This is a genomic window from Staphylococcus agnetis, assembly GCF_002901865.1.
Classification (GTDB): domain Bacteria; phylum Bacillota; class Bacilli; order Staphylococcales; family Staphylococcaceae; genus Staphylococcus; species Staphylococcus agnetis.
Genome location: NZ_PPQF01000056.1, coordinates 21,425 through 33,975, shown reverse-complemented (window position 1 = coordinate 33,975; position 12,551 = coordinate 21,425). Strand labels below are relative to the sequence as shown.

Below are 12,551 nucleotides of genomic sequence, written 5' to 3'. Positions count from 1 at the left end.
ATTTTTAAACATATTTTCATTTAACAAGTTATATTTTTTGATGGCTTAACCGCCGATTAAACCAGAGATGACATTGATACCTTTAGCTAAAATATCTGCAATACCAGTCCCCATAGATACCCAATCATGATTCATACCTGCTTGAATCGTATCTTTAATTACATTAATTAAATCTGACATAAACGCCACTCCTTTAGTTATAGATTTTCCAAAACAAAATAGCGATTGATTGAATCGCGCTTTGTTTTGTTATCCACACTATAACGTGACATTTTATTAAATTGTCTCTCAGTTCTAAAAACGCCAATTTTCATACTTAACTGTCCAACTCACATCTTTTTAAAGACGTTTGAGTTGCCTATACGTCTTACGCTTTTACAATCTCTTTACATCCCTGACATGTAATTTAATAAACAATGCGGTAATACAAATTTTTTTAACCTTAATGACATCCATCTCAGTGTTTATATTCGAATTGATTGTTGATGAGTTACAACTTCAGAAATGTACCCTACACAAAATATTATCCCCTAAAAACAGCTGGATGAAAAACAGTTACGCTTTATTATGAATGCCTAGGCGTTTAAAAAAATGATGTTTAAAACAGTTATGCAACTATAACGTCATTATAGGAAACGAAGCCCTATTTTGAAGTCATGCCATTTATACTTAAGATGTAATTAAATAAGAGGAGGTTATCATTATGATCTGGACTGATATCATTCTTGGCATTATCAAATTAATCAAAGGCTTAGTTGACACATTTACTAAAAAATAAGCACACTATAAAAACCAATGTATCGTAAAGGTACATTGGTTTTTTCATTTATATATTGTTTTTAATTGCTTTCCTTACTATCCCCACACTGCAATTTATCCCCGCCTTATTTACTTCTTAAAAATAAACAAATAAGCTAAATATTACTTGCTTATCATAATAATCATGTTATGATATTTTCAAAAAGAACCGAGGCGCATATTATGCATAGTAAAAAACAACCAATATTAATTTATTTGACATTGTTTTTATCTACGACGTTGATTGGAAGTTTACTATTATACCTCCCATGGTCCGGTCAAAAACCAATATCATTTTTAGATGCTATGTATGTTGCGACTAGCGCTTTTACAGTGACCGGATTGGCTACTGTAGATATAACAAAGCAATTCAACCTACTTGGCGATATCGTGATTATGACATTGATTCAAATAGGTGGTATGGGGATAGTAACAGTGTCCATGTTGGCATTAAAATTCACACAAAAATCGCTTTCAGTGCGAGAAAATATACTATTTCAACTTGAGTTAAATACTGAAGATGCACGAAACTATACATTTTTTCTGAAATCAATCTTATTATTTAATGTGATTTTTGAGGGAATCGGGACATTTATTTTATCTTTTGTATTTGTACCGCAGTATGGATGGGATCGAGGTATCTTTATTAGTCTATTCACCTCAATATCATCTTTAAATAACGCTGGTTTCGCACTCTTTTCAGATAATTTAATTTCATATGCTACGAACCCGATTGTAAACTTAACAGTTGCACTTTTAATTATTTTTGGTGGTCTAGGTTATATTGTTTTGTTAGATTTAGTCACTTTGAAACGCGGTAGGCGCTTACAATTCCACTCTAAAATTACAATCATGTTAACCTTCATTTTAATCACTGTCGGCGCATTTTGTTTTTGGATATTAGAAATGAATGGTGTTTTAAAATCAATGACCTTACCGCAACAAATCCAAGCATCGCTTTTCCAATCTATTACGACACGTACCGCTGGCTTCAATACTGTAGACATGTCGCACCTAGCACCTGGTACGATGTTATTAATGATTCTTTTAATGTTTATAGGAGCTGGGCCAATGAGTGCTGCTGGCGGTATTAAAGTGACGACATTTGCTTTAGTCATTGCTTTTGTTATTACAATTTTAAAAGGACATCAACATACGCAAATTTTTAATCGTACTATTGTTAGAAAACAAATGGAGAAAGCTTTAGCAATAGCCATTGCTGCGAGTAGTTTTGTCATACTCATTATTTTATTAATTTCCATTGCTCAACCTAATTTGAATTTTGAAGACTTAGCATTTGAAGTTGTATCCGCTTTTGGTACTGTAGGATTGTCTACAGGTATCTCCACAGAATACAATTCAGTTGCAAAAATACTCATTATTTTAACAATGATTGCAGGAAAAATTGGGGTATTAACGCTTTTAAGTGTTATCCAAACACCAACACGAGAAACATTTCATTATGCTAAAGGACATGTTTATTTATAAAGTTGTCAGCCACTGCCTTAACTAAGTCGGTGGCTTTTTTAACTTAAGCATTTCGTTTATAGGTTAATATACGTGTTTCCCATTCATCATCACATCGTTCATCGATAACTTTGAAAAAAGGTTTTAAACGAATATCAACCTCAATATCACTGTTTGAAAATTGTGGATATTTTTTAGTATATGACGACGAGATACGATTGAGGTATAATATTTATATTATCATTTAGGAGGACACAAATGAGTTATCTAATTGTACTATTTATAATTTTGAGTGGAATTGGCCACCTTATTGTATTAAACAAAATTAACAAAACACGCCGAGAAATGAGTGGCCTCCCTATCGGAACAACATTTCCAAATTACAATAAACGTTCAAAATCTCAAAGACGTCATGTTGTGATTGCTGTCAGTACGACGTGTACGGTTTGCCAACGCCTATTCAAGACATTTTCAAAAATGTCAGATACAGCACACATCACACTTGTTTTTGTAGATGAACCTCCTGTTGTGGAAGCATTTGTCGCACAACATCCTCATTTAAAACGGATCAATATTGTGACACGATACAATCGTGACGATTTATATCTTAAAAGTACACCGCTTGCGTTTATATTAAACCAACAAGATATGATTATTGATAAAATATCATTAGTCAGTTTAAAAGAAATTGAAACATGATATGCTTAATAAAATAACTCAGCAAAAAGGATGAGAAACATGTTACTTCTATTATTACTTACATCTGTTTTAGGCACGCTTAATATCTTACTATTTATTGCCATTGCGCTAGATCAGCAAGGTGGATTTGAATTTTTTTGGAAAATAGATCATATTCCTCACATTGAGAAATATGTCATTCTCCTTTTTGCTGTAGGTGTCATCATGCTTTTGGTCTCTGTCTACCTCCTTCTATATATATTAAAAGCATAGCGATTACTGCTATAGTACTCATCATTTAATGTCCTCGGATCATCGTCCTCCATCTCACATTTATATAATGTTGTAATTTTTTTGTGAATGGTGTCAAAAGAAAATAAATTTTTTAAAGCTCATATTGATTTATCGTTATGGATTAGCTATAATTAATCTTGTGTTAAAAATGTCCTGGTAGCTCAGCTGGATAGAGCAATGGCCTTCTAAGCCATCGGTCGGGGGTTCGAATCCCTCCCAGGACGCTAATAAGAGAAATTTAAACACTTTTCAAAATTAAGAATCCCATAACGACGGGGTTCTTTTTATTTTTATTGTTATTTACATACCATATCACACTAACTTTTAGGGACCCTTTAGGGACCCAAGTTAATATTTAAGTCAAGGTAATATTATTGAACATCAAACATCTCAAACGAAAAGATTAACTCTAATTTAAATATACCTTAAACAAACTTTTAGAATGATAATATATGTTATCATATTGTAGTAATTTAATCTAAATTTAGTTTGAATATAAAAGAATTGATTTTAAGGAGGTTTTTATGTTTGTGAATGAGATTAAGCTTACTAAGCATTGGTTCACCGCTTTGATTACGTTATATGTACTAATTATTCTAAAAACAACATATTCGATTAATTTTGGATACTTTGATTATTTATTTTTACCAATCGCAGGTATTGCAACGTTATATTTTCAATATGGAAAAATGGGTGTAAAAAAATTATTAAAATTACCTAAAGCTAATATGCTTTTATGGACCCCATTAATAGCATTATCTTGTATACTTATAGGTGCTTCTACAGTTTTAATAGGAAAACTTTTAGGTATAGCTAATTTATCTGCTAATCAAGGAATTGAACAAATATCCAATAGTAATGACCTATTCTCAAAGGGTATGTTTTATGCTCTTGGATGGATTCACTTATTAGGAGAAGAATTAATTACTGCTGCAGTTTGTTTACCGATTCTAATTTTACTTTTAAAATACACATCTAAAAAAATCGCAATATTTACTTCAGTGTTAGTTAGTTCACTGGTGTTTGGTGCTATTCATTTACCAACTTATGATTGGAATGTTTATCAAAGTCTAATAGTTATAAGTGCTATAAGAGTCCCTTTTACATTTATGTGGTTTAAATCAAAGTCATTGTTAGGTGGAGCGATATCTCATATTGCTTTAGACTATATTTTGATATCAACAACCTTATTTTTATAGATAAAAAAAGCCGTAACTTTTTATTAGTTACGGCTAAGCACTTACTAATCTAGATACTGTTGCTAATTAGGGTAAAATAATCATATCATTTTAAAAAAAATTATGCAACCTTCTAAACAATTATATTAAAACACACCACATTAACCTACCCTCATTCGAGGACACAGCAAACCGATTCGTCAATCGCACATGTGAATTCTCAGTTAATGTGATGTAGGCACTTTAAGCGGTCTGTGCCAGTGACCGAGTCGTTTCATGGAACAACTATTTCATATAACCATTATAGCATAAATTAAGACTTATTTCTTTTTCGACTTTGGATATAGTATGCACTACCTAACAAACCGATAGGAATACCTAATAAAGGGCTTATGATGGTACTCGTTATAATTGTCGCAATAGCTAAAATACATAAATTTTGAAAGTTAAATTCCAAACTTTTTAAATCTTCCCAAGATTGTTTTATTACATCTTTTATTGACATAGTAAAACCTCCTTTCCGCTTAAATAAATAATATCATTTTTTAATTAAAAATATATAGGTCTATAGACCTAACAATTGTTTGATTTACACAAATTATATTTCAGCACAAAAACAGGCTAACCATTACGACTAGCCTGCAAACATAGGTTTAAAACAAATTGATCAGTCTATAAATTACCACAAACAAAAAAGACGGTCAATTAAGACCGTCCCAATTTTTAAACATTACATACAAGACACAAGGTTATAATTTGAGCATAAGGGAATATGCCTAAAAATAATTTAACATATGCATATTTTATAAATCAACTCATAACCACTTAATATTTCCCCAATACTTTTCATTCTTTATTTTTTCTTCCTTATCTGTGATTTTACATACAGCACAATAGAAATAGGCTTTACTTGCACCTGGCGCTTGATATTTAAATCTTATCCACCAATAGCCATCTTTTTTTATCACTTGATCAAACTTAACCCAGTCATCTTTACTATATAGCCAAGACGCTTGGTCAACCACTTCGCCATTTAATCCTGCTTGGCGTCGGACTTTAATCGCTCTGTCTGGATAGAATGTTCCACTTAACCCCCAAGATATACGATTAACTTGTGTTTTACCCGCTAACGTACCGCCGATAGGTTTACCGTGTATAGCCCCAGCTATCTCACGACAATATTTATCAATATTTCTCTTGATATAATCCATATCACTTTTGTTAGTGATAAAACCTAATTCAGCTAGTCTGTAATTGACGTTTAACTCTGCTGATACATTGACATTCAACAAGTCATTACGTGGCGTCACACCTCGAATTTGACCCAAATTAGACTTAATGACAGACTGTATGCCATTGTCTATTGTGTCTGCATTAAACTTATTTGAAATAATGACATGCCCACCACTAGCGCCTCCACCTGACCAGTCTAAATGAAACTCAACAACTACATCAGGATTCTGGTTGTGCTTAAGCCAGTATAAGCCATAATCTTTTTTATTACCTAGACGCTGACCATATGCAGTGTCTTGATACATATCTTGCGACATGTTAGACCCACCGTACAAATAAACATCATGTCCTGCTGTTCGTAGATACTTGGCGACATTTGGCACGATGTTCTTACGTATAAAATCACGTTCATTAGCCCCATTACCTGTTGCGCCTGGATCTGCATAGCCATGTCCTGGCACTAAAGCTATTTTAAGCTTTTTAGGGTTAGGTTGCTTCGACGGTAGGACATTCTTGATGGATTTCTTCCCCGCATAATTTAAACGAATAAACCACATCGGATTGTCATATTGGTGCCAACGTCTTGTCGCAGTTTCCCAACCTGGACGTCCATTTACATATCCTCCACCTTGCCAGTTCTGCTCAATCACTTCGAAACTATTTAATGTCGCTTGAGTCACTATTGCTACATGACCACACCCGCCACCATATCGTCCATTGAATATTACAATGTCACCAGGTAAAGGAAGAAAGTTAGGTGTATTCTCATGTACAGTTGCGATATTATTTAAAACTGATGCATTGTCTGTATGAATGTTTTTGGCATACATACCACTTAACCTTAATCCAGTCGTATAGTTAAAATACGCATTAGCATAGTCGTAACATTGGTAACCGTAGGCACCATCAAAGTCGTATTGCTTACCTACAGAGTTGTTGAGCCATTTTATAGCCTCATCTAAAGTTCTCATTTAATCACCTCAAAAAGAGAACCCCTAAAGGTTCTCCTCGATTTCAACTGGTTCGACAATGTCTTTTTGAGGCATAGCGCCAGTTGCTTTAATATACTTTTGTTCAGCTTTATACTTTTTCATTTTCTGATTAGCCCATTGTGCCTCTTTAGTGTTCGGGTTGTTTTTGTACGCCATATACAAGCCCATAACTGTCATTAATAAAGAAGATATATCCTCCTCGCTAATCACTGGCAAAGGGTTGATACCTTTTGTTGTTAAATACTGATTGACTAAAGCTAATAATAAAACAATATAACGTGCTACTACTTTAATATCCATTCAATTCATCTCCTTAAATTAAAAAGCCGACCAGGAAAGGTCGACTTATAATCTTAGTAATCTGTCATAAACTACATTTGAAATTGCGTAACCGCCATCTCTGTTAGGGTGTACGCCGTCTGAATACATCAATCCATTGGCGTTAGTTGTAGCAAAGTTACCTAATGCACGTACTAAACTAACATGTCCTAACTGTAAATCCTTAGCAATCTTTAATTGTGTGTCGCTATAATCTTCAATAGTATTTAATTTAGTACCGTCATACTTATTGCCACTAGGTGCGATTAAGAAGATGCTAGCGTTTGGTTTAGCTTCTTTAATACGTCCTATCAACTCTTTCATTTGGCTTTCGTAATCACTCAATGATACACTTTGCGCCATATCATTAGTGCCTAATAAGATTCCAAATGTGTTCGCACGGCAACGTTTAAGTTGGTTGATGTAGTTAGTGCGGTCAACGTCAATATAGTGTTTAGCGGTACTACCACCGTTACCAATCTTGTGAATAACTACACCTTTGTTACCTTTATATGCGTATGATCCAATGAAAGTCGTTGTGCCTGATACATGTACAATATTAATAGTGTGTTTACCTAGCGTCATTGAAATTGGCGTCACTTCTTGACTAGCATCAACTGTCGTCCAATCCCCGCCGTCTACATTATATTTCCATGTACCAGTGTTGCCGCTTTGTGTGTGAATCTCGTAAAAGTCAACATCTTCATTGAAAGTAACTTTAATACTGTCGTCAGGTGTTGTACTTTCTACTTCTTCAATGGCTAAACCACTAACATCAGTCCCTTTGTTACGTTCAACCCACGAACCAGTTTTACCAACAGTTACCGCACCTGCGCCTAAAAAGATGCTATAAAAAGACACAAATCCGATACCCCCGTCACCATATACCTTTTGCATTCTGTCACGCAACGGCAAGGTTAATCTGTCACCTTGTTTAAATTCTCCACCTTGTACCCAACTGTCCCCGATAAACGCAATCTCTAATCTTTGATTTACATCGGGATTACTTTGTTTACTAGCCTCTGCTGTGTAACTTTTTAAATTAAATTTACCGTAAACATCAGTAATATCTTGTTTAACTTGTACATTTGATAACTCTAAGTAATCAGACGGAATATACTTCTTATACGGTACAAATTGACTAGGTAACGATGTCCCTGCAACTAACATTGTACTTCCAACGGCGGTTGTTAAAGTGGATATTCTTACAAACTGTGCATTCGTTGGCTTTGTAATTTGGTTAGTAGATGTTGTTGTTGTCTTGATGAAGTTACCGTTTACATCGTAAAAAGCGTATAGGTTCAATGTATTATTCTTGATGTACTCTGCACTATCACTCAACGGGATAAAGTCACTAGCCGAATAACTAGTGTTAGATGATAATGCACCAGTTGTAGGGTTGATGTATACGCCATTCGTCACTTTGTTTGGATTGAACATATTTTGAGAAGATTTAATGAAGTTTAACTTCTCAATCCCTACATTAGAATCCGCAATATTGTTATTCTTAACTACATTGTCACGTAACTCAACAACTAGTCCGTTCAAATAATATTTGAACTGTTCATAAGATGTAGAAACTCCACCTTTTTCGATTTGATAGCCTTTGTAAGTGTATGTACCACCCACACCATCATTGATGGTTGTTGTTCGAATAAATTTAGTATTGCTAGGTGTTGTAAATGTACGTGTAGTTGTTGGTGTAACACGTGATAGTCCACTAATAAACTGTTTGTTGTTGTCATAAAACACAATAATATCACTATGACTTTGTGTATATTCTGTTGATGATTCAACTGGTATAAAATCACTTGTTACATAGGTGTTGTTATCTGATAACAATCCCGTTGTGTAGGACAGTAGTTTGCCAGATAACAAATTATACGGATTAAATATATTTTTTCCTGTAGTAATAAAGTCTGTTTTATTGTGTGTAACAGCTTTATCGTTAATAATCGATTCACCTGGCGCACCTTTTAACAAGTTTTGTTGTTCTTCCGTAAGGTTTTCAAAACGTATGATACCCTCGTCACCTTTCGGACCGGGAGGACCTTGTTCCCCACGTTCGCCTTGAGGACCTTGAGGGCCAGTTGCACCAATAGGGCCCGTTTCTCCTGTATCACCTTTGATACCTTGCATTCCCTGTTTACCTTGCTCTCCAGCGTCTCCTTTGTCGCCTTTAGGTCCAGTGGCTCCAGTTTCTCCTTTATCTCCTTTAACACCTTTAAACATATCAGGATTGCTATTAAGGTGTTCTATTACATCAATATTAAGGCGTGATTCGAAGTCGTCGCCTAAAAGTTGAATAGCGTTCTCTTTTACAATACGGCGGACAGTGTCATCTACAAGGGTTACAGATATTTCTTTCTGAACTACATCTTCAATACCACTATCTACAATTTCAAAAGAAAAATTAGCTACATGGATTGACTGTATATCATCTTCTAAAAATAATTTGCAATCCACCACGCCAATGTGTTTAATTACTTTTACAGGAACGTTATATTGTATTAAACCGCTGTGTGGCATTATTAAATCAACTGGTTCGTTCATAAAAATTGAACCATCTTCTAAAAATAAATCTAATTTGGGTTTCATTTTTGTTTGAGTTAGATCAACCGGATTACCTTCGTAATTAATCCTAACTCTAACAATAGCGGTATTCTCATCTTCTGTATAAAAACGAGTACCGATATTACCAATAGATACATTTTGGGTATTTATACTAGTGTTTACTTGAGCTATTTTATACACAGTTTATCCACATCCTTACTTGTATTTATCTTGTATATAATATTGTCCTTTTAAACCGATACGTTTATAAAAAGTGCTGATATTGCTTGCTTGATGTTCGCACCATTCAATAGCAGTTGCATACTGATGCGTTGCAGGATTTTTAGGGTTCCATCGCATCCGGTACAATGTGTTTTGTCCTTTATCGATATAATCCTGTCTTACAAATTTAGCTCCACCTATGATGGCTTTTGCTGGAGAAGTCCAACCTCTACTGCGCGCAAATGGTATGGCATTATTAGGGTTATTGTCAAATGCGCCAATACCGAAATAGTTATATACTCCTGCGCTACCACTTGCAAAATAAGAACGTCCATTCCCACTTTCTAAAAGTGCATGGGCTATCAAATAAATCTCGTTCAGATTATACTTTTTACAGCCTTCTGCAAAAGCTTTTCCTTCCCCAGATAATGTACCTTTGCCTTTAAGTATCACGTTTAATTTATCGACAGAAATACCTTGATACTTTCCTAGATTCAGCATTTGATAGCGTTGCGTGCTGCTATTCCAAATAGTGTTAGGGTTCATATATTTACTTGTTTCAGAGCGTGATGCAGCACCCCAACCCCAACTGTAAGATTTTTGAGGGCCTCCTCGTGCCATTTGTCTATCTAACGCTTGTTGAAATGTAAAAGGACTTCTCTCGACTACAATTTGAGGCGTCGATGGTTTAGACGCCCTTGAAGGTTTTGACTTATTAGATGATGTCGCAGGTGCATCAACAGTAGTGTTACTTTTAACTTTAACCTTCATCTTAGTGGTTACTGTAGTAATAGTTTCGCTCATCAACTTATCTTTATTGAGATACATTTCAATAACTTTTTTCTCGACTTCATCATACTTACTTTGGTCAGGTATGCCGTTTTTGATTAGGTCATAGTTAATTAAATCTTTCATAGTTCGCCAGATATTAGGGTCTACTTTCAAGCTACTACGTGACAATTTTAAATCCGTCCAACCTAACATCCACACTCCGTAAATCAACGCTCTGATTTGATTTAACATGAATTGTCGTTTACCTTCTGTTTGACCCCCACAGACTTCGATAACTAACCAACCAGGATATTGCGGAGCTTCTCTGTCATATGCTCTAGGCGTCCATACACGCTCTCTATCGACATACACATGAGGGTATTCTCCTTCTTCGATATATTTATTACGTTGTAAATAAAGCTCTTCTACAGAGCGCATATGCGATGATTCTTTAATGTATATTCCTTGCGGTTTAGGTTGCATATTGCCATAAGCTACTCTGTGGTCGATGTATTCTAATTTTTGATCCAGTATACTTGAAAAAGAAGTGTACTTTACTTTTTTGATTTCTTTCATTGATGGTTTGGGTTGGATAGCATCATTTTTAGGTTTATCATCATTTTCTGGAACTTCAGTAGGTTGTACTACTATAGCTTCAGGATGATAAGGAGGTCGGACAAATCCTGTCACACCATAATAACTATGTTTTTCTAACGAACCAGGAGACCCCGTCCATCCGTTTGAGTTACGCCAGTTTTGATCTACTGAATAAAAATAACTTTTGTTAGATGGACCTACAACGATAGCTGTATGTCCTGTACCATTATTGAATGAATCTTTACCCCATACTGCTATATCACCAGGTTTAGGTACAAAATTTGAACTGTTCGGATAAAATTTAAAACCTTTAGGGTATTTATAAAAAGCCATATGCATGGCGTTACCCCATGTAATAAAACCCCAATACCTTTTAAAAATATAGTTAGGTGTATCCCAACATTGTGCTCCTCTATACCCATCTATATCAATGCGTTTGCCAATGTTAGATTTAGCCCACGCTGCAACTTCACTGGCGGTCGGCTTTCTTTTTCGTGGATTAGGTAATCCCATTTATGCACCTCTTTTCTGCATAATAAAAAGCCGACGCCGAAGCGCCGACTTTCACTTAATTATTTACATCTGCCAAACCAAAAACACGCCCAAAAACTGTATCCAAATAGCATGGCGCTCACCTCCCTTATATGCCAAAAATCGTCCGCAATACTGCAATAACAATCGTACTTAAGATAGTACCGATTAATCCGAGAATCCACATTTTTATATCTCTGATATTTTTAGCGTTTTTTTCTTTATTCTTTTCTTCTTCTTCTCGATTGCGTTTCATTTCATCAAGAGTTCTGTCGAGTTTATCCCCGACTTTTTCTTGCGCTCTAAGACTCTGTTCGATTCTGTCAAGCTTTTCAAACGTAGTCTTATCATTTTCTTCTAAACGCATAATGCGCCATTCGTGCTCACGTCGTTTGATAAAGCCAAACACTACGCCACCTACTTTGTTTTATTATCTACAGCACTTGATACTCCACCCCTGTAATAGTTTTATATTCTTCGGCTGTAATCCATTTACAAACGACAAATATTTTAAATTGATCGTTTGTGTATAAATTTTCATCGTACAAATACTTTAATCCTTCTACACTCATCCCATAGCCCCTCCTTTTAATTGCGCAACTTCTAAAGTAAGATTGCCTATTAAAGATTTCAATTGTGTTATTTCGCTCTCTTGCGCAGCCACCTTTATCGTTAATTGACTAATTAACAAGTCTTTATTAACACTAGTCTCTTTCGTCAGTGTTTTTTCAAATTCTTCTTTTGTTGATCCAATCCATTGATTTTTATAAACATCAAAAAAGGCAGGTAAATACACACCTTCTGGAACGGGTACTTCTGTATATTCAAATTCAGGATAAACATTTTCTCCTTCTTCATTTTTAACAACTAAAAAAGGTTGTCCATTATGCACGTTATAAACTACTTTTTCGATTTCCAA

Annotated in this window: 14 protein-coding genes and 1 tRNA gene; 6 read left to right on the top strand and 9 right to left on the bottom strand. The window is 34.9% G+C overall.

The window, feature by feature from the left end; genetic code table 11:
- Positions 1 to 45: 45 nt before the first annotated feature.
- Complete coding sequence (locus CD172_RS08695) at positions 46 to 180, bottom strand: beta-class phenol-soluble modulin (protein ID WP_037564837.1); 135 nt, start codon at positions 178 to 180, stop codon at positions 46 to 48.
- A gap of 523 nt (positions 181 to 703) precedes the next feature.
- Here CD172_RS08695 and CD172_RS13135 point away from each other — a divergent pair.
- The 6 genes from CD172_RS13135 (at position 704) to CD172_RS08665 (ending at position 4,436) form a co-directional block, all read left to right on the top strand.
- The gene (locus tag CD172_RS13135; RefSeq protein WP_103346173.1) at positions 704 to 778 is read left to right on the top strand and encodes an alpha-1/alpha-2 family phenol-soluble modulin; all 75 of its coding nucleotides are present in this window, start codon (positions 704 to 706) and stop codon (positions 776 to 778) included.
- A 203-nt stretch (positions 779 to 981) separates the two neighbouring features.
- Positions 982 to 2,286, top strand: coding sequence for a TrkH family potassium uptake protein (locus tag CD172_RS08685; RefSeq protein WP_060550846.1), 1,305 nt, complete (start codon positions 982 to 984; stop codon positions 2,284 to 2,286).
- A 237-nt stretch (positions 2,287 to 2,523) separates the two neighbouring features.
- Positions 2,524 to 2,964, top strand: coding sequence for a hypothetical protein (locus tag CD172_RS08680; protein WP_060550845.1), 441 nt, complete (start codon positions 2,524 to 2,526; stop codon positions 2,962 to 2,964).
- Between the two features lie 39 nt (positions 2,965 to 3,003).
- Positions 3,004 to 3,216 carry a hypothetical protein gene (locus CD172_RS08675; protein WP_103346120.1) on the top strand — a complete coding sequence of 71 codons (213 nt, stop codon included), beginning with the start codon at positions 3,004 to 3,006 and terminating at the stop codon, positions 3,214 to 3,216.
- Between the two features lie 171 nt (positions 3,217 to 3,387).
- A tRNA-Arg gene (locus tag CD172_RS08670) sits at positions 3,388 to 3,461 on the top strand.
- Positions 3,462 to 3,761: 300 nt separating this feature from the next.
- Positions 3,762 to 4,436, top strand: coding sequence for a CPBP family glutamic-type intramembrane protease (locus CD172_RS08665; protein ID WP_103346119.1), 675 nt, complete (start codon positions 3,762 to 3,764; stop codon positions 4,434 to 4,436).
- Positions 4,437 to 4,728: 292 nt separating this feature from the next.
- On the opposite strand, the gene CD172_RS08660 is transcribed toward CD172_RS08665, so the two are convergent.
- The 8 genes from CD172_RS08660 to CD172_RS08625 form a co-directional block, all read right to left on the bottom strand.
- Complete coding sequence (locus CD172_RS08660) at positions 4,729 to 4,920, bottom strand: VraH family peptide resistance protein (RefSeq protein WP_103346118.1); 192 nt, start codon at positions 4,918 to 4,920, stop codon at positions 4,729 to 4,731.
- Between the two features lie 310 nt (positions 4,921 to 5,230).
- Positions 5,231 to 6,619, bottom strand: a complete 1,389-nt coding sequence (locus tag CD172_RS08655; protein WP_103346117.1) for an N-acetylmuramoyl-L-alanine amidase — start codon at positions 6,617 to 6,619, stop codon at positions 5,231 to 5,233.
- Positions 6,620 to 6,643: 24 nt separating this feature from the next.
- Positions 6,644 to 6,940 (bottom strand): phage holin, encoded by a 297-nt coding sequence (locus CD172_RS08650; RefSeq protein ID WP_103346116.1) that lies wholly within the window; start codon positions 6,938 to 6,940, stop codon positions 6,644 to 6,646.
- 45 nt (positions 6,941 to 6,985) lie between these two features.
- Positions 6,986 to 9,712 carry a BppU family phage baseplate upper protein gene (locus CD172_RS08645; protein ID WP_103346115.1) on the bottom strand — a complete coding sequence of 909 codons (2,727 nt, stop codon included), beginning with the start codon at positions 9,710 to 9,712 and terminating at the stop codon, positions 6,986 to 6,988.
- A 15-nt stretch (positions 9,713 to 9,727) separates the two neighbouring features.
- A complete protein-coding gene (locus CD172_RS08640; RefSeq protein ID WP_103346114.1) occupies positions 9,728 to 11,614 on the bottom strand; it encodes a glucosaminidase domain-containing protein in 1,887 nt (628 codons plus the stop codon).
- 127 nt (positions 11,615 to 11,741) lie between these two features.
- Entirely contained in the window at positions 11,742 to 12,041 is a 300-nt protein-coding gene (locus CD172_RS08635) for a DUF2951 family protein (RefSeq protein WP_103346113.1), read from the bottom strand.
- A 25-nt stretch (positions 12,042 to 12,066) separates the two neighbouring features.
- Positions 12,067 to 12,204 carry an XkdX family protein gene (locus CD172_RS08630; protein ID WP_103346112.1) on the bottom strand — a complete coding sequence of 46 codons (138 nt, stop codon included), beginning with the start codon at positions 12,202 to 12,204 and terminating at the stop codon, positions 12,067 to 12,069.
- Complete coding sequence (locus tag CD172_RS08625; protein WP_103346111.1) at positions 12,201 to 12,551, bottom strand: hypothetical protein; 351 nt, start codon at positions 12,549 to 12,551, stop codon at positions 12,201 to 12,203. The genes CD172_RS08630 and CD172_RS08625 overlap by 4 nt, the downstream gene beginning before the upstream one ends.

Excerpts from the sequence above, each read along its gene's own strand:
- CD172_RS08695 (WP_037564837.1), bottom strand. The coding sequence starts at position 180 with ATGTCAGATTTAATTAATGTAATTAAAGATACGATTCAAGCAGGTATG.
- CD172_RS08685 (WP_060550846.1), top strand. The coding sequence starts at position 982 with ATGCATAGTAAAAAACAACCAATATTAATTTATTTGACATTGTTTTTA.
- CD172_RS08680 (WP_060550845.1), top strand. The coding sequence starts at position 2,524 with ATGAGTTATCTAATTGTACTATTTATAATTTTGAGTGGAATTGGCCAC.
- CD172_RS08675 (WP_103346120.1), top strand. The coding sequence starts at position 3,004 with ATGTTACTTCTATTATTACTTACATCTGTTTTAGGCACGCTTAATATC.
- CD172_RS08665 (WP_103346119.1), top strand. The coding sequence starts at position 3,762 with ATGTTTGTGAATGAGATTAAGCTTACTAAGCATTGGTTCACCGCTTTG.
- CD172_RS08660 (WP_103346118.1), bottom strand. The coding sequence starts at position 4,920 with ATGTCAATAAAAGATGTAATAAAACAATCTTGGGAAGATTTAAAAAGT.
- CD172_RS08655 (WP_103346117.1), bottom strand. The coding sequence starts at position 6,619 with ATGAGAACTTTAGATGAGGCTATAAAATGGCTCAACAACTCTGTAGGT.
- CD172_RS08650 (WP_103346116.1), bottom strand. The coding sequence starts at position 6,940 with ATGGATATTAAAGTAGTAGCACGTTATATTGTTTTATTATTAGCTTTA.
- CD172_RS08640 (WP_103346114.1), bottom strand. The coding sequence starts at position 11,614 with ATGGGATTACCTAATCCACGAAAAAGAAAGCCGACCGCCAGTGAAGTT.
- CD172_RS08630 (WP_103346112.1), bottom strand. The coding sequence starts at position 12,204 with ATGAGTGTAGAAGGATTAAAGTATTTGTACGATGAAAATTTATACACA.